The organism is Candidatus Mycalebacterium zealandia (assembly GCA_014075295.1).
Classification (GTDB): domain Bacteria; phylum Desulfobacterota_D; class UBA1144; order Nemesobacterales; family Mycalebacteriaceae; genus Mycalebacterium; species Mycalebacterium zealandia.
Map to the genome: position 1 here is coordinate 15,882 of CP046180.1, position 16,878 is coordinate 32,759.

13 protein-coding genes and 1 pseudogene are annotated in these 16,878 nt (G+C 50.5%); 10 read left to right on the forward strand and 4 right to left on the reverse strand.

Going from position 1 to position 16,878, the window contains the following annotated elements; translation table 11 throughout:
• Positions 1-18 precede the first annotated feature (18 nt).
• The 6 genes and pseudogenes from cbiE to GKS04_00140 all read left to right on the forward strand — a co-directional run bounded on the left by cbiE (position 19) and on the right by GKS04_00140 (position 6,959).
• Positions 19-1,221 carry a precorrin-6y C5,15-methyltransferase (decarboxylating) subunit CbiE gene (gene cbiE, locus GKS04_00115; protein QMU55607.1) on the forward strand — a complete coding sequence of 401 codons (1,203 nt, stop codon included), beginning with the start codon at positions 19-21 and terminating at the stop codon, positions 1,219-1,221.
• Positions 1,218-2,750: pseudogene (cobM, locus tag GKS04_00120) on the forward strand (precorrin-4 C(11)-methyltransferase). Before cbiE ends, cobM begins: the two are co-directional and overlap by 4 nt.
• A 784-nt stretch (positions 2,751-3,534) precedes the next feature.
• Entirely contained in the window at positions 3,535-4,641 is a 1,107-nt protein-coding gene (locus tag GKS04_00125; GenBank protein QMU55608.1) for a cobalt-precorrin-5B (C(1))-methyltransferase, read from the forward strand.
• On the forward strand, positions 4,634-5,557 hold the full coding sequence (locus tag GKS04_00130) for an AAA domain-containing protein (protein QMU55609.1): 924 nt from the start codon (positions 4,634-4,636) through the stop codon (positions 5,555-5,557). Before GKS04_00125 ends, GKS04_00130 begins: the two co-directional genes overlap by 8 nt.
• 8 nt (positions 5,558-5,565) lie before the next feature.
• Positions 5,566-6,390, forward strand: coding sequence for a VWA domain-containing protein (locus GKS04_00135; protein ID QMU55610.1), 825 nt, complete (start codon positions 5,566-5,568; stop codon positions 6,388-6,390).
• A complete protein-coding gene (locus tag GKS04_00140) occupies positions 6,387-6,959 on the forward strand; it encodes a cob(I)yrinic acid a,c-diamide adenosyltransferase (protein ID QMU55611.1) in 573 nt (190 codons plus the stop codon). The genes GKS04_00135 and GKS04_00140 overlap by 4 nt, the downstream gene beginning before the upstream one ends.
• A 2-nt stretch (positions 6,960-6,961) precedes the next feature.
• Here the strand turns inward: GKS04_00140 and GKS04_00145 are convergent, their stop codons facing one another.
• From GKS04_00145 to pyrE, 4 genes are all read right to left on the reverse strand, one after another.
• The gene (locus GKS04_00145; GenBank protein QMU55612.1) at positions 6,962-9,208 is read right to left on the reverse strand and encodes an AAA family ATPase; all 2,247 of its coding nucleotides are present in this window, start codon (positions 9,206-9,208) and stop codon (positions 6,962-6,964) included.
• The gene (locus tag GKS04_00150) at positions 9,174-9,920 is read right to left on the reverse strand and encodes a phosphoadenylyl-sulfate reductase (GenBank protein ID QMU55613.1); all 747 of its coding nucleotides are present in this window, start codon (positions 9,918-9,920) and stop codon (positions 9,174-9,176) included. The genes GKS04_00145 and GKS04_00150 overlap by 35 nt, the downstream gene beginning before the upstream one ends.
• A gap of 10 nt (positions 9,921-9,930) precedes the next feature.
• Complete coding sequence (locus GKS04_00155; GenBank protein ID QMU55614.1) at positions 9,931-10,908, reverse strand: hypothetical protein; 978 nt, start codon at positions 10,906-10,908, stop codon at positions 9,931-9,933.
• Between the two features lie 307 nt (positions 10,909-11,215).
• Positions 11,216-11,782, reverse strand: a complete 567-nt coding sequence (pyrE, locus tag GKS04_00160) for an orotate phosphoribosyltransferase (protein ID QMU55615.1) — start codon at positions 11,780-11,782, stop codon at positions 11,216-11,218.
• A 54-nt stretch (positions 11,783-11,836) separates the two neighbouring features.
• On the opposite strand from pyrE, the gene GKS04_00165 reads away from it, so the two are divergent.
• From GKS04_00165 to GKS04_00180, 4 genes are all read left to right on the forward strand, one after another.
• Positions 11,837-13,213 (forward strand): hypothetical protein, encoded by a 1,377-nt coding sequence (locus GKS04_00165; GenBank protein QMU55616.1) that lies wholly within the window; start codon positions 11,837-11,839, stop codon positions 13,211-13,213.
• Positions 13,176-14,132 (forward strand): hypothetical protein, encoded by a 957-nt coding sequence (locus GKS04_00170; protein QMU55617.1) that lies wholly within the window; start codon positions 13,176-13,178, stop codon positions 14,130-14,132. Before GKS04_00165 ends, GKS04_00170 begins: the two co-directional genes overlap by 38 nt.
• Before the next feature lie 78 nt (positions 14,133-14,210).
• Complete coding sequence (locus GKS04_00175) at positions 14,211-15,554, forward strand: hypothetical protein (GenBank protein QMU55618.1); 1,344 nt, start codon at positions 14,211-14,213, stop codon at positions 15,552-15,554.
• The gene (locus tag GKS04_00180; protein ID QMU55619.1) at positions 15,551-16,819 is read left to right on the forward strand and encodes an NAD(P)/FAD-dependent oxidoreductase; all 1,269 of its coding nucleotides are present in this window, start codon (positions 15,551-15,553) and stop codon (positions 16,817-16,819) included. Before GKS04_00175 ends, GKS04_00180 begins: the two co-directional genes overlap by 4 nt.
• The last annotated feature ends 59 nt before the right edge of the window (positions 16,820-16,878 follow it).

Here is a 16,878-nt window from a genome sequence, read left to right on the forward strand (position 1 = left end):
GTATGTATATTTTGAGTCATGAGTAAAACTCCGCCAGCATCCGCAGAGCCGGAATTGACCGCCATAGGAATAACGTGCGAGGGCGGAAGGTTCGCTTTGCCCGAAAAAGCCGCCGAAGTGGTGCGGAGAGCGAGCGTTTTTTCCGGCGGAAAAAGACATTTTGAAAAAGTCCGTGATTTGCTTCCCGAAGGCGCGCGGTGGATAGACATAGGCGGCGACATTGAAAAAACCCTGCGCGCCTACGATCGCCATCTGGACACCGGAGGCGGAACAATTGTTATTTTCGCGTCCGGCGACCCTCTTTTTTATGGAATCGGCTCCACGATAAAAAAACTGCGTCCGGAGCGCAAGTTAAAGGTTTTTCGCGCTCCGAACAGCATAGAAACTCTTTTGAGCAAGGCGGAAACCGTTTGTGAAAACATCGCTTTTGCTTCGGTTCACGGGCGGGACTGGCATGAACTTGACGCGGCTTTAATAGCGGGAGGAAAATTCACGGGACTTCTTACGGACGCCGTGAACTCGCCTGATTCCGCGGCGCAGCGAATGATTGAATACGGATTTGAAAACTACGGGTCCGTAACCGGGGAAAACCTCGGGGAAAAAGACGAAAAAATCCGCTCTCTCACGCTCAAAGAAACCGCACAAAGCGATTTCCGCCAGCCGTGCGCGGTGATAATTGAAAAAATCGCGGAGCCGGAGCGGAAGGAAAAACAGTTTGAAACGCTTCCGGACAGACCGGGAATGATAACAAAACAGCCGGCGCGGACGCGGGCTGTTGAGCGCCTTGAAGTTGAAAACCTTGAGCATTTATGGGACATCGGATTTTGCACGGGGTCGGTTTCAATTGAGGCGCGCCGCCGTAACCCGCGCGTGCGGGTTACGGCTTTTGAAAAAAATCCGCTTTGTGAAAAACTTATTGAAAAAAACTCCAAAAACTTTTCCGCGCCCGGAATAAAAGTCGTGATGGGCGATTTTTTTAAATCTTCGCCGGAAAAACTTCCCGCGCCGGATTCGGTTTTTATAGGCGGGCACGGCGGGCGGCTCGGAGAGATGATGGAGATTCTCGGAAAAATCACACGACCGGGCGGAAAAATTGTTCTCAACAGCGTTACGGAAGAAAGCGGAAAAACATTCCGCGCGCGCGCGGTGGAATCGGGGTTTAAATTTGAAGCGCGCGAAACCGCCGGAAATATTGAGATTTTAAGCGCGGTGAAAAAATGAAAAGAGTCGCAATAATCGCGGTTTCCGTGGCGGGGATAAAAATTGCCCGCGAAATTGCAAAAGAAATCGCGGAGGGAAAAACCGTTGCCGACATTGTTTCAACCCGAAAAGGCGCCGGGGTTAAAACCGTAAAATCAATTGGCGTTTTCACCGGGGAGAACTTCGAAAAATACGACGGGTTTATTTTTATAGGCGCGCTTGGAATTTGCGTCCGTTGTATCGCGCCGAACATAAAAAATAAAAAAACCGACCCGGCGGTCGTAAATGTTTCCGAAGATAAACTTTTCGCACAATCGGTTCTGTCGGGACATGAGGGGGGAGCCAACAAACTCGCGGAAAAAACGGCAAAAATTATCGGAGCCGAACCCGTTATTACAACGGCGACCGAAACACGGCCGAAATCCCTTTTTGTGGGGCTTGGAAGCCAGAAAGGCGTGGAGCCGGACGATTTTATAAAATCATTTGAAAAAGAGATGAAGGTGCGGGGCTTTTCGCTTTTTGAGGTTGCCGCGATTGCTTCGGCGAAAATAAAAAAGTCCGAACCCGCTTTCACCGCACTCTCGGAAAAACTTAAAATTCCCTTTCACGTTTACGACGAAAAATATCTGAAAAAAACCCCCAAGCCGAACCCGTCCGCGGTTGTGAAGAAAAAAACCGGAACGGACGGCGTTTGCGAGCCCGCCGCCATCGCGGTTTCGGGAACGAAAAAACTCATTGTTGAAAAAACAAAAATAACCCTGCCGTCCGGCAAAAAATACACGTTCGCGGTCGCGGAAAATCCGCGCCCGTCTCTTGTTGCGATAGTCGGCGCGGGACCCGGAGACCCGCGCCTTATAACAGTTGAGGGACGGGATTTGATACGGCGGGCGGATTTGATTCTTTACGCAGGAAGCCTCGTGCCGGAAAATCTGACAAAAGAGGCGAAACCCTCCGCCACAGTAAAGAACTCCGCCGTAATGACTCTGGAAACGCAAACAAAACTTATGGAAAAATTTTACAAAAAAGGCGCGTTGATTGTCCGCCTTCATTCAGGCGACCCGTCAATTTACGGAGCAATCCGCGAGCAGATGGAAGTTCTGGACAGAAAAAAGATGGAATATGTGATTGTGCCGGGAGTTTCATCTTTTCAGGCGGCCGCCGCGCGGCTTAAAGCGGAATTTACCGCGCCTGAAATTTCGCAGTCAATAATTCTCACCAGAGGTGAAGGAAAAACCCCCATGCCGAAAGGCGAAAAACTTTCCGAAATGGCAAAGCACGGCGCGACTATGTGCGTTTTCCTGAGCGCGAAAATGGGACGGAAAGTGCAAAATCAACTGCTTGAATATTACAGCCCCGAAACTCCGGTTGCCGTTCTTTACCGCGCAACATGGGAAGACGAAAGGATTTGGCGCGGAGAATTAAAGGATTTGGCGGACATAATCCGCGAAAATAAACTCACCCGAACCGTTTTGATTGTTGTCGGAGACGCACTTGCGAAAAGCGGCACGCGCTCGCGGTTATATCACCCGCAGTGGCGGCATCTGTTCCGGGCGGGGGGGGGAAAGGAGTCGCGAACGCCGGACATTATCATCTTTGGCGGAACAACGGAGGGGAAAAAAGCGGCTGCGGCGCTGGACAAACAAAAAACGCGCTATTTTTATTCCACTAAAACAAAAACGGATTTTGAGCCGTCTGAGTTCTGCGAATACATACACGGTGATTTGAACGACAAATCTCTGCCGCGATTTGTCAAAAAAAATAAAATAAAATTCATTGTAAACGCCGCGCATCCGTTTGCCCGCCATCTGCACGCGACCGTTTCGGAAATGTCGCGAAAAATGGAAATTCCCGTAATAAGATTTGAGAGAAAATATCCGCAAAGAATAAATCACCGGCTTGTCTGCTATTGCGAATGCTATGCGGACGCGGTTGAAAAATTGAAAGACCGCAAAGGCGCGCGCCTGATTCTGAGCGGGGTTCAGACGCTTGAAGAATTAAAACCGCTCTGGGAAAACGGACACATTTGCTACGCCCGCATTCTGCCCCGTGAAAATTCGGTGAAACTCGCGGAAAAAGCGGGTTTTCCGAAAAATCGTCTTGTAACTGAATTGCCGCACCGCGATGTTAAAAAAGAAAAAATGTTCTTTGAAAAACTGAAAATAAAATCAATCGTAACAAAAGAAAGCGGGAACAGCGGGGGACAAAACGCCAAAATAAAAGCCGCCATTGAAACGGGCGCGAAAATCGCCGTTATACAACGCCCTGAAAAACCGCTTTTCAACCGCGTGGTTTCTTCGGAAAAAGATTTAATTCGCGCCGTGAGGGAAATTGAAAATGTGTCTTAGTCCGCCGCCTGAGAACCTGAAAGAAATGAAAACGGGACTGACCACGGGAGCGTGTGCGACCGCGTGCGCGAAAGCGGCGGTTATGAGCATATTTGAGAGAAAAAAAATAAAAGAAGTGAAAATTGAACTGCCCGGCGGAAAAAGGGCTAATTTCAAAATTAACGATTGCGAATACGGAAAAAACAGCGCGTCCGCCACAACCGTTAAAAATTCGGGAGACGACCCTGATGTTACGCACGGCGCGTTAATTGGCGGCAAGGTTTCCCTCAACAGCACGGGAGAAATCCGTTTTCTCAGGGGCAAGGGAGTGGGAACCGTAACTCTTCCGGGACTTGGAATAAAAGTGGGCGAACCGGCCATAAACAAAGTTCCGAGAAAAATGATTACCGAAGCGGTCGGCGGACTGCTTAAAAAAAACGGACGCGAAAATGCGGGAGCGGAAATAACGATTTTTGTGCCGGAAGGCGAAAAACTTGCCAAGAAAACCCTTAATTCACGGCTCGGCATTAAAGGCGGAATATCCATAATCGGCACAACGGGAATAGTGAGGCCGTTTTCAAGCGCGTCATACGTGGCAAGCATAATTCAGGCGGTCAAAATAGCGTCTAAAAACCAATGCGCCCATCTGGTCGCCTCATCGGGCGGAAGAAGTGAAAAGATTCTCCGCAAACAGTTCCCCGCTTTGCCTGACTACGCTTTCGTCCAATACGGCAACTGGATTGGCAGACTGCTTGACGCGGCGGAGAAGAACGGAATACAAGACCTGACCCTCGCCACAATGATTGGAAAGGCGGTGAAACTCGCAAGCGGGGATATGGATACTCACAGCGGAAAAGGTGAATGGAACAGGGAGTTGATGGCTGAAACGGCGAAAAAAGCGGGCTCGGATAAAAACGCGGCGGAAAAGATTAAAAAACTGAATATGGCGCGGCGTCTTGAAGAGATTTTCCCCGTCCGGGCGGGTGAGCCGTTCTATTCCGAACTGCTTAAACAGTGCCGTAAACACTGCCGCAAACGGTTCGGCGGCGCTCTCACACTCGCCCTTGTGTCGGCGGACGGGAAAATTGTGTGGTATCCTGAAAAACCAGATGTCTGAAAAAACGGCAAAAATCTTCCCTTTTTCGGCTATATGCGGGCAGAACGACCTTAAACTCGCGCTTATGCTCTGCGCTGTTGACGCGCAAATAGGCGGCGTTCTCGCGCGCGGCGAAAAGGGAACGGGAAAAACAACGACTGTCCGCGCCATCGGGGACATGCTTTCGGACTCTGATTTGAATTTCCCCGTAATCAATTTGCCCATAGGCGCGACTGAAGACAGGGTTCTTGGAGCGGTTGATCTGGAAAAACTGATAAATGAAAAGCGGCAAATCGTCCGTTCAGGGCTTCTTGAACAGGCGGACGGCGGAATACTTTACATAGATGAAGTCAACCTGCTTGACGACTATCTGACGGACATTCTGCTTGACGCCGCGGCGGCGGGCGAATACATGCTTGAACGGGACGGAATTTCCCAAAAAGTGAAGTCGCGCTTTCGCTTGGTCGGAACAATGAACGGCGAGGAAGGCGAACTCAGACCCCAGCTTCTGGACAGATTCGGGCTTTGCGTTGAAATAAAATCCCCGGACGACCCGCAAACACGGCGGACGGTGGCGCGCAGAAGAATGGAGTTTGACTCCGACCCGAAGGGTTTTTGCGCGGATTTTGAAAAAGAACAGAAAAAACTGCGGAAAAAAATAATTAAAGCGGCGGAAAATCTGGACAATGTGGCAGTCGGAGAGGAAATTTTCGACAAAGCGTCCGAAATTGCCCTTTCAAGCGGCGCAGAGGGAATGAGAGCTGACATACTGATTGTAAAAGCGGCGCGCGCGCTTGCGGCTCTTGAAGGCAAAAATGAGACAAACGCGGACGATGTGGAAAAGGTCGCGCCTTTTGTTTTGCGACACCGTGCTAAAACTCCGGCGGATGAGGAAAAAAAAACTCCGAAAACTCCCAACCTGAAAACCGTGACTTAGACCACGACTTGGAAAGCGGCGCGGGCGCGGAAAAACACGAAAGAAAAGACGTTTCCGAATCCCTCTCCGATTACGGATGGTTTCCGAGAAATGAAAAACTGTTCACCGCGGACGGTGATTTTCACGCGGTGGAAATAGAAACCGACCCTCCGGCCGCGCAGCGCGGACGGGTTGATTCCGAAGAAATAAACGCCGCGGCGCGAAACGGAAAACAGAACGCGGACAAAACAGATGTTTATGAAACCGCGCGAAATTATGTAATACACGGAGAGTTTTCCAGAAAAAATAAAACGGAGCGGGGACGCGGAAATACCAAGGTTGTTTTCATTGTTGATTCAAGCGGTTCAATGGCGCTTGGAAAACAAATTTCACACGCGAAAAAAATCATTGGTGAAACCGTCCGGAAAAACAAGGGGAATGTTATGGAGTTTTCGGGAGTGGCTCTTTATGAGGACGGCGCGCAGATTTTTTCGCCGCCCGCCGCAGACGCGGAAAAATTAATTTCCAACCTCACCGAACTTAAAACCGGAGGCAGAACAAACATGAGCGCGGGTATTGTGCTTGCGGGGAAAATACTGAAAAAATCACGGAGTGCGAAAAAGAATAATTCCGCGCTGTTCATATTCACGGACGGAAGAATTAATTCCTGTGAAACCGGAAAAGAGCCCTTTGAAGACAGTGTTAAAAAATTCAAAACAATTATCGGCGCGCGCGCGAAAACAACCGTGGTTGACACCGAAGCGAGTTTCGTAAAAATAGGCGCGGCGTTAAAATTCTCCGAAGCCATAGGCGCGAAATACACGCGAACGGGGAAAATGGAGGCTGTAAAATGAAGATTTACACAAAAAAAGGAGACGCAGGAAAAACGGCGCTTTTCGGCGGAAGACGTGTTGACAAGGATGACACGCGGGTGGAGTGCTACGGAACACTTGACGAGGCAAATTCAACAATCGGGCTTTTGCGCTCCAAAATCGGAGAAAACCACCGGTGGCAGCCCGGACTGCATAAAATACAGAAAGACATGATGGATATGATGTCTCATCTGGCGCGCCCGTCGGATTCGCACAAAAAAAACACAAATCCCCTGCCGGTTGACGGCGCGGAATTTTGCGAAAAATGGGTGGATGAACTTGAAGAAAATATGTCGTCCCCTTCGGACTATTTTCTGCTTCCCGGCGGAAATGAAATATCGGCTTTGTGCCACGTAGTAAGAACGCAGATAAGAAGAGGCGAGCGCAAACTTGCTTCTCTTATGAAACAGGACGAAGTAAACCCCGCCATTGCCGCTTACATAAACCGCCTTTCAGATCTTTTTTTCACTATGGCGCGCGCCGAGATGGATGCCGCCGGAATGGCCGAGGAAAAATGGCAGCTTTTTCTCTACAAAAAGAAAAAGAGATAAAATCACAGTTTCTTGAGAAAAGAGGCGAGAATTCTTTTCCTGCCCGCAGACGGAAATAAAACCGTTATGTCGGCGTTGTCGCCCGTGCCTTCAACCTTCACAACCTTTCCGCGCCCGAACTTGTCATGGCGAACAAAACCGCCCGCGGCAAATCCGCGTGCGATTTTGAGCGAACTTTTTGGAACGGGAGTAAAGAGCGGTTGCGTATCTTCATCAGGTTCCGTTTCCGCGCGATAACGAAACGCCGGCTTGAAATCCTCGTATTTTTTCAATTCTTCGGGAATTTCGTCAAAAAACTGCGAGGAAATCATTGTCTCCTCTCTCCCGTAAAACTTCCTTTGAATTGGGTAGCACAAAAAAAGACGCTCTTTAGCGCGCGTCATCCCCACATAAAAAAGCCGCCTTTCCTCCTCAATCTCATCGTAGTTATTATCGCGAACCAGCGGAATTACTTTTTCGTTTACGCCGACTATAAAAACAACCGGAAACTCAAGCCCCTTGGACGCGTGAAGCGTCATAAGTTTTACCGTGTCGTCTCCGGTTTCCGTGTCTGAATCGCTCGTGAGCGCTATCTGCTCGACAAAATTCCGGGAATCCGCCTCACCCTCCCCTCGCTCGTCAAACTCATGCGCGGAATTTATAAACTCATCAATGTTTTCTTTTTTATTTTCATCCTTTTCAAGAAATCCGCGGTAACCGGTTTTTTCAACAATCGCTTTGAGAGTCTCAGCCGCTCCGACGCCCTTGGCGGATTGCGAAAGGTTTTCAATCATAAGCGCGAATTTCCCGACTGCTTCAACAGCCCTTTTTTTCAAAAAATCCTCTTGCGGAACGCGGTGAATTGCTTCCATTATTGAAATTCCGTTTAAAGACGCGAATTCCGAGAGTTTCTCAACGGTTGCGTCCCCTATTCCTCTGGAAGGAGTGTTTATTATTCTCAAAACCGCCGCGTCATCGGCGGAATTGAAAAGAAGACGCATGTAGGAAATTAAATCCTTTATTTCCGCGCGGTTGTAAAAACTCAAAGCTCCTACAACAACGCAGGAAATTCCGTCTTCCCTTAAAAAGCTGTCTTCAAGAAGACGGGATTTGCTGTTTGTGCGGTAAAGAATGGCAAAATCGCCCGGCGAAAAATTGCCCGTTTCCACAAGCGATTTAATTTTTGAAACCACGAAATCCGCCTCGTCAAATTCGTTTCGCGCCTCATAAATCCCTATTGGCTCGCCGCTATCGCGGTCTGTGCGCATATTTTTCTTAACGCCGTGAACATTGTTATCTATAACGGCATTGGACGCATCAAGTATGGTCGCGGTTGAACGGTAATTTTTTTCAAGACGGACTATTTTTGAACCGGGAAAATCATCGGCAAAACCCAGAATGTTTTTAATTTCCGCTCCGCGCCATCCGTAAATTGACTGACTGTCATCACCGACCGCGCAGATTTCAGCGTTGTTCCGCCCGAGCATTTTTATAAATTGATACTGGACACGGTTTGTGTCCTGATATTCGTCAACAAGAATATGTTTGAAACGGGCTCTGTATTTTTCCAGAACGTCCTTATTTTTCTCAAAAAGCCTATCGACTAAACAGAGCAAATCATTAAAATCAAGCGCGTTGGCACTTTTCAGGGCGGCGGAGTATTTTTCCATCGCTTGCATTTTTTCAAAGACATATTTTTCGCCCGGGGAAAATGAGCTCTGAGAGGGCGGGAATTTGTTGTCTCTTTTGAATCTCTCAATACGGCTTCTCACAACCCCGGGAGGCAAAATTTTTTCGTTCACATTCATTTCCGCAAGGATTTTTTTAAGAACGTTTGTCTGGTCTCCCGTGTCGTAAATCACAAAGTCGTTTGTATATCCAAGATCCAGTTTTTCAATGTCGTTGCGCAGTATGCGTGAGCAAATTGAATGAAAAGTTCCGAGCCATATGCCCGAAATTTTATCGGGAACAAACTCCCCCACCCTGTTTTTCATCTCACGCGCCGCTTTGTTCGTGAAGGTAACGGCGAGAATTTCCGAGGGAGGCACGCCTTTTTCATTTATGAGAAACGCTATGCGGCTTGTAAGAACACGGGTTTTCCCCGAACCCGCCCCCGCGAAAACAAGAATATGCCCGCCCGTGTGGCAAACCGCCTCAAACTGTTCGGGATTGAGGTTTTCCACGAAAAAAGACGGAGCGGCGGAGAGGGTTTTGTTTTCACTCATCTGCGGATTTTCAGTTTTTGTTCCCGTCCGGAACAGATTCTTCATGGGCAAAATGTATGCCGCATTCTTTGTCGGAATCCGATTCCCACCACCATCTGCCGGCCCTTGAGTCTTCTCCGGGGGAAATCGCGCGCGTGCATGGCGCGCAACCTATGGATGTGTAACCCATGTCATAAAGTTTGTTGTAGGGAATATCGTTTGATTTCACATAGTCCCAGACGCGCTCCTCGGTCCAGTCCACAATGGGGTTGATTTTCAAAATCCCGCCGTGGATGTGGTCTATTTCAAATTTTTGCGCTTCCGCCCGGAGTCCGGTCTGGTCTCTGCGCAGAGAGGTTATCCAGCCGTCAACGCCGGCGAGGTATTTGCGCAAGGGGTTCACCTTTCTTATGCCGCAACACAAATGCCTGTTTTCCACCCCTTTGTAGAAAAGATCCATTCCGTGCGCGGAAACCATCTCCTCAACCTCGGCGGTGTCGGGCAAGAGAACTTCCACTTCAATGTCGTATCTCCGCCTGATTTTTTCCATTGTTTCGTGAGTTTCGGGATTGAGCCGCAATGTGTCAATTGTAAAAACGCGCGCGTCCGGCTTGACGCGCAGAAGTATGTCAATCACAACCGAGCCCTGAGACTGAAAACTTGTCGCGAACGCGACTTTGGGATGAAGATTGGCGATTGCCCATGAAAGAACCTCTTCGGGACCTTCATCCTCAAACCGCCTGTTCAGCTCCTCTACCTGCTTACGGGTGAATTTCATCTCGCCGCGCCTATTTTACCACAAGAAGCATACTCGCCGCATAGCCGATTCCGACAGTGATAAACGGCACCGCAATCCAGAAAAATGCTATTTTTAGCACGTGGCGGTTTTTCGCGGTTGCTCCGAAACCGTGCTGAGCGCAGGAAAAACCCACAATTCCCGCCGTTACTATCTCAGTTATTGAAACCGGTATTCCCGACAGGGACGCCGCCACGATTATCGCCGCCGCGGTCGCTTCAACCGTTATTGCCCTTATCAAACATATTTCGGTTATTTGCTTCCCCACGGTTTCAAGAACCCTCCCGCCGAGAAGAAGCGCGCCCACGGCCATAGCCACTCCCGCCAGCAGAGAGCCCCAGAAGGAGTCAATAATTCCAAGCCCCACAATGGGACCCACGGCATTGGCGGAATTGTTCGCCCCCGCTGAAAAAGCGAGGAAAGTTCCCGAAACGGTTATGCACCATTTCAACACTCTGCCGACTGAATCCTCTGAAAAGTTCTCAACCAGATAGTTGAGGATTTTGTAATAAAGAAACTTGCCGACAAAAAAACCGACCGCCCATGAAAGCACGGGCGCGGCTATCCACCAGCCGATTATTTCGTAGAAACGGCTCTCGTTGAGAGTGCCGAAGAAAAGCCCTATTCCCGCAATTGAGCAGACAATCGCGTGCGTTGTGGCGACCGGAATCCTTGAAACATTCGCCCACGAAACGAAAACAAGCGCAATAACAAGAACGGCAACCGTGAGTATGACGTCAGACTCAAAAACCGAGGACGGAACAATGCCCTTCCCCATGGTCTCTATAACGGGGGCTCCAGCGATTACCGCTCCCAGAACCGCAAAAATCGCTATGAGCCAGACAGCCTGTTTTTTTGTCCTCGCTCCCGCGCCGTAGGACGAAGCCATCGCCGCGGCGGAGTTGTTGGCTCCGATATTAGCGGCGAGCAAAACCGACAAAAGCAAGGGCGCTGTCAAAAGAAGTGTCATTTCAAAACTCTCTCAAAACAAGCGCAAACAAAATCCGACAACCGCGTTTCCGCCCCATGCAAGGGGGAACGCAAAATAAAAACGCATATTCTCCGTCGCCCTTAAACATAAAAGGCGTGAAAAACCGCGTTCAAATCACATACAACAGGAACAGCGCACACAGCCGCAGACCGGCGCGCAAAAGGAAACAAAACAGTTGTTAAAAGTGTCGGACATCATTTGTCACTCGTCTGTTTTCAGGGGCGGAGAATACGCAAGCGCAAGGGCAAAGTCAACTCCGGCGGGCGGATTTGGCGCTTTCGCCGCCTCACTCCACGAGTTCTCCCACGTTAAAAATGCTGAAGAAATCAATCCCCTCGTTTTCAAACAGTTTGTCCGTACCCGAGCGGTTAACTACAACCATAATCTTCGACACTTCCGCGCCCAAAGCCCTGATTGCCTCAACCGCGCGCAAAACCGAGCCGCCCGTGGTAAGAACATCTTCAACAATTACGGCACGGTCGCCTTTTTGAAGGTTTCCCTCAACCATGCGTTGAGAGCCGTGTTTTTTCTCTTCTTTGCGAACTATGAAGCCGTGAACGTCGGGTTTTTCGCAAAACGCGAGAACCGCGCCCACAATCGGGTCGGCCCCGAGAGTGGGTCCGCCTATGGCGTTCGCGTTTTCGTCTTTCATAAACTCTTTAAGAAAAATTGCGGCGGTAAGGCGTGCGCCTTCGGGATGAAGAGTGGTTTTTCTGGCGTCTATATAGAGACTGCTTTTCACTCCGGAAGCGAGCGTGAAATCCCCGTACTGCACGGACTGCTCAAGCAGTATGCGGCGCAGTTCGTCTTTTTCCCTTTTTAAAGTCATCTGTGTGAAAAGGAGAAAATACATTGCTTCGCGCCGTTGTTCAATCTGTTATGTTGCTCGGAGAAACCGATGGGCGGAATGAAAAACTTAAGCGCAATCCTTGCCGTGGCAACTGTGGCGGCTCTGTGGGCAATCACGGGATTTTCGGAAAGTTTTTCCGCCTATCCGCAAGAAACCGCCCGAATGCCGATTGCGCCGCTCGTCGCCCTGCTCAGCGTGGCGGCGGTTTTTTATTTCGCGGCAATCCGTGCGGGTGAAAGCGCCGGAAAATCTCCGCGTCTCGCGGTGGTTTTTATAATCGGGCTCGTAATGCGCCTCGCGGGACTGTTCTCGCATCCCGTTCTTGAAGATGACTATTTTCGCTATCTGTGGGACGGAGCGGTTACGGCGGCGGGCGAAAATCCTTACCTTTTCGCGCCCGCGCAAGTGCTCACGGGCGGAGCGGGAGACGCGCTCAAAACACTCGCGCAACAGTCGGGCGGAATCGCGGAGAAAATAAACCATCCGCATTTAACAACCATTTATCCGGCGGCGGCGCAGATGTTTTTCGCGCTTTCGCACATGGCGGCGGAATGGAGCGTGAGCGCGTGGCGGCTTGTTCTGCTCGCGGCGGACTGTGCAACGTTTTTCCTGCTTGTGCGGTTGCGCGCCGGTAAAGCAACGCCCGCAATTTACTGGTGGAATCCGCTTGTGGTTTTCACGATTTTTTTCTCATGCCATTTGGAGGCGCTCATCTTTCCGTTTGTTCTGGGAGCCCTTCTGGCCGTAAGGGGAACCGCACGGGCGCGGCGCGGGATTTTGGCGCTTGCGCTTCTTTGCGTTTCAGTCGCGGTCAAGATGTGGATGGTGGTTCTTGCCGCTCCGGTTCTGCGTGCTTTAAGAGGCGGCGCGAAACAAACCGCGACGCTTTTCGCGCTTTTTTGCGTCGGCTCGCTCGCGGTTCTGTCACCGTTGCTTGCTTCGCTGAGCGCGGAGAATTCAGGGCTCGGTTCTTACGTTCTGAACTGGGAAAACAACAGTTCGTTTTTCAGGATAGTCGCGTTCGTCTGTGAAAAATTGGCTTTTGTGCTCGGATTGGACGCGGGGCACGGATCTTTCTCCGCGAGAATTGTCACTGCGGCTATAATCGCGCTTGGCGCGGCATGGGCGTTTTTTTCAAAAAGATGGGAACCGTCCGACCTCGCGAGAAGATGCCTTTTTGTGTCTGCGCTTGTGTTCCTTGTGATACCGGCTCAATTTCCGTGGTATTACTGTTGGGTCGTGCCATTTCTGGCTCTCAGAACCGGAGGCGCGAAGTGGTCTTTGATGGCTCCAACCGCTTTGATGCCCCTCTATTACATTAAATACGGGATTAACGGACAAAACGCGTTCGGCGCGTTGATTGTCTGGATCCAGTTCGCGCCGGTGTGGATAATGCTTGCGTGGGAACATCTCAGGAGAAAAATTGAGTTTTGAAAAGGAAACGGCGGTTGCCATAAGGGCTGTGGCGCAGGCGTGCGCCGTGTGCGAGGCGGCGCGGAAAACCGGTTTTGATAAAAACAAAAAGTCAGACGGAACGCCCGTAACAACGGCGGATTACGCGGCGCAATTTGTTCTTATAAAGGAGATAGCAAAACATTTTCCGGCGGACGAAATAGTAGCTGAGGAAACCCCGCCGCACTCGCTCGCAGGCTCCGGAGCGGACGGCTTGCTTGAGGAGATTTTAAAACTCATTCCGGAAACCGGAGCGGGTGAATTTATGGAAACGGTCGGACGGGGAAACGCGGACGCGAAATCGGAAAGGTTCTGGACGCTCGACCCGATTGACGGAACGGCGGGATTTATCAACTCGGCACAGTTTGCCGTTGCCGCCGCTCTGGTTGAAAACGGCCGTCCCGCGTTGGGTGTGCTCGGCTGCCCCGGTCTCGGGTTCATAATGTTCTCCGCGCCGGGAGGAGTGCGTAAAGCGCGGATTGACGGCTCGGGAGAGCAGCCCGTGAGGGCGCCTGAGAGAAACGCGGAGAAAATAGTTTTTTGTGAAACGGCGCGCGGAACGCCCGAAGCCTACGCGCTTACGGAAAAAATCATGAGCGGAACGAACGCGCGGACGCAGTCCGTCAAAATGGACGCCCAGTGTAAATACGCTCTTGTGGCGGGCGGAGACGCGGACGCGTATCTGCGTGTTCCCAATTCGGACGGCAGGCTGGAAAGCGTTTGGGACCACGCGGCCGGCGCGGCGATTGTAGAGTGCGCGGGCGGGCGGGTTTGTGATTTTGACGGACGCGAATTCTGTTTCTCGCAAGGACGGACCTTTGAGCGCAACAGAGGCGTGGCAGCCGCAACGAAAGAGGTTTATGACAAAGTGATGGAGGCAATACAAAAAGCGGGAGTATAAAAAATTTCCTTTTGAGCCTCAAAGAATGATATTATTTTCCCCGTTCGCAAACTTCAAATTTAAGGTGGATATTAAGAAATGGCTACCCGGAAAACAAAGATGAAAAAACTGAGCAAACGTTATGAAGACGCGCTCAAATACCCACTTTTTGACTCCATCTTCAATCGCCGCTCGCGCAGATTCGGACTTGGAATGGAGTTGCCCGAAACCAGCACTCTGGGATTTAAATCCGCATACAAACCGGTGCCGCTTGAAGAGCTTGAAGAGGCGCTTCTTGTTTGGTCGGGAACGGGGCTGACCGGGCTGTGCCTGGCAGACCTGCCGCCTGAAAACGGAATTGATCTTCTGTGCCAGTGGACGGGAAGAACATGGCCGTCCGCTTGCAACAACCACGGAACCGAACTTTTCTTCACAAATGACAAAGGGCTTTATCACGTTGACGTAAAGCACATGCTTCCCGAACCGGGCGAGTTGGACATGTTTTTCAAAATGGGAAAGCAGAAGCGCATGGAGCGTATGCTTGAACTTTACAGAAAAAGCCTTGTCCGGCTTGAAAACAAAAGAGCCGACCTGCCGGACAAAATGCCCGGTCTGTTTGACTTCAATCAGTGGAACACGAACAAACCCGGAACATCGGTTTTCATACCGGTAACCGACGTTACCGAAGAATACTTAAACCTGTTACTTCTGTATTGCAGCAGCAGTTACGGCTTTTCAATTACGGACGATTTGACGGGCAAGCCCGCAGGACTGGGCAAATGGATTAAAAAAGGACGAATCAAGGGCGAAGTGAAACTGTCGCTGTTTGATCTTGAGGTAAGAATCCTTACGGGACTTAATGTTGAGCAGGCGTTTGTGTGCCAGAATATGAGCCTTGCTTTGCAGGCACTCGGGCTCGCGGGATGGACTTTCACGGGGCTTGTGCCGCGTTTTGCGCTTGGCGCCGCGCCCGACCTGTTCAAGGGGCTGGGCTTCAGGTTTGTTCAGCCGAAAAGAGGCTCCATCAACCCACCTAACACAATCCCCGTGGGTAGAGACGGGGTTTTTGAGGGATACTGCCCGCCATACTACAAAAACATGGACGCAGCGATTGACGCTTTTCTTGAACACAAGGCATCGGCGTGGGAAAGCAACAAGCCGTTCCCCTACACCGAGCCGGACAAGCACCTTATGAAGGCGCCGCAACCCACCGACACCACAATACAGATTGTGCGCGATGTGGCGAACTACATCTACGACAGATACGGGCGGTTTCCGGCGTTTGTTGACCCGATGTATATGCGGCTCGTGTTTCAGGCTATGCACATTGACCCTGAATTTTACGACAAATACTATCCAAAAGGGTCTTACACCGATGTGCATATGAAAACTTTTCTGGCAAACAAGCCAAAAGCGGAGAAAAAGAAGAAAGGTAAAAAATGAAAATCGCGATTATCGGGAACGGCATAACGGGCGTTTCAGCGGCATTGAGAATAAGGGAACTCAAACCCGACTGGGACATTGTTATGATTTCCGGCGAATCGGATTTTCACTACTCGCGCCCCGCCCTGATGTATATCTACATGGGGCATATGAGTTACCGGGACACAAAGCCGTATGAAAACGGTTTCTGGCGCGACAAACGCATTGAGATTTTGCGCGGTTGGGTAACGGAAATTGACACAAAAAACAGCCGCCTGCTTCTTCACAAAAAAGACCCCGTAAATTTTGACAAACTGTTGCTCGCGGTCGGGAGCAAACCCAACAAATTCGGTTGGCCCGGACAGGACCTGAAAGGCGTTCAAGGACTTTACGACCTCATGGATTTGCGTGAGTTGTATGAAAATTCAAAAGGGCTCAAACACGCCGTAATCACGGGCGGCGGGCTCATAGGCATTGAGCTTGCCGAAATGCTTCACTCGCGCGGTGTGCATGTGACTTTTCTCGTGCGCGAAAAATCGTATTGGAACCGCATATTGCCGAATGAAGAGTCCTCTATGGTGAACAGAATTATAGAAAAAGAGGGAATTGACCTGCGCCTGAACACCGAACTGGAAGAAATCACGGACAACGGAAAAGGCCGGGTCGGCGGCGTTATTACAAAAGACGGGCAGAAAATAGAATGCGGACTTGTGGGGCTGACCGCGGGCGTGAGTCCGCAAACGGTTCTTGCCGACGGCGCGGCAATAAAAACCGGACGCGGCATACTGGTTGACCGCGGCTTCAAAACCGATGCGGAAAACATTTACTGCGCCGGAGACTGCGCCGAAATCATAACGGGCGAAGAACGCAACCTTCTGCAACAGGTGTGGTATACCGGCAAAGCGCAGGGCAAAGCGGCGGGCGAAGCAATGTGCGGAATTCCAACAAACTACGAGCCCGCGACGTGGTTCAACTCCGCAAAGTTTCTTGACCTTGAATACCAGACATACGGACAGGTGAATCTCTCGGTTGAAGGAGAGAAAAACCTCTACTGGGAAAAGCCGGACGGACTCGCGGCGTTGCGGATTGTCCATACCGATGACGCCGTAATCGGCGTGAATGTGATGGGACTGCGCTACCGCCACAAGGTTTGTGAAAAATGGATTGAGGAAAAACGCCCGCTTGATTACGTGCTGGACAACTTGAGCGAGGCAAATTTTGATCCGGAATTTTATTCGCTTTATGAAAAAGAGATTGCGGGAGTTTTCAGGGAGCAGGTGCGCTGATGGACTCTCAAACTCTTTCCTACAACTACGACGAAGAAACTCTCGGCTTTGAAGAGCCG

Excerpts from the sequence above, each read along its gene's own strand:
- GKS04_00145 (QMU55612.1), bottom strand. The coding sequence starts at position 9,208 with ATGAAGAATCTGTTCCGGACGGGAACAAAAACTGAAAATCCGCAGATG.
- GKS04_00155 (QMU55614.1), bottom strand. The coding sequence starts at position 10,908 with ATGACACTTCTTTTGACAGCGCCCTTGCTTTTGTCGGTTTTGCTCGCC.
- GKS04_00165 (QMU55616.1), top strand. The coding sequence starts at position 11,837 with ATGAAAAACTTAAGCGCAATCCTTGCCGTGGCAACTGTGGCGGCTCTG.
- GKS04_00150 (QMU55613.1), bottom strand. The coding sequence starts at position 9,920 with ATGAAATTCACCCGTAAGCAGGTAGAGGAGCTGAACAGGCGGTTTGAG.
- pyrE (QMU55615.1), bottom strand. The coding sequence starts at position 11,782 with ATGTATTTTCTCCTTTTCACACAGATGACTTTAAAAAGGGAAAAAGAC.
- GKS04_00180 (QMU55619.1), top strand. The coding sequence starts at position 15,551 with ATGAAAATCGCGATTATCGGGAACGGCATAACGGGCGTTTCAGCGGCA.
- cbiE (QMU55607.1), top strand. The coding sequence starts at position 19 with ATGAGTAAAACTCCGCCAGCATCCGCAGAGCCGGAATTGACCGCCATA.
- GKS04_00130 (QMU55609.1), top strand. The coding sequence starts at position 4,634 with ATGTCTGAAAAAACGGCAAAAATCTTCCCTTTTTCGGCTATATGCGGG.
- GKS04_00175 (QMU55618.1), top strand. The coding sequence starts at position 14,211 with ATGGCTACCCGGAAAACAAAGATGAAAAAACTGAGCAAACGTTATGAA.
- GKS04_00125 (QMU55608.1), top strand. The coding sequence starts at position 3,535 with ATGTGTCTTAGTCCGCCGCCTGAGAACCTGAAAGAAATGAAAACGGGA.
- GKS04_00140 (QMU55611.1), top strand. The coding sequence starts at position 6,387 with ATGAAGATTTACACAAAAAAAGGAGACGCAGGAAAAACGGCGCTTTTC.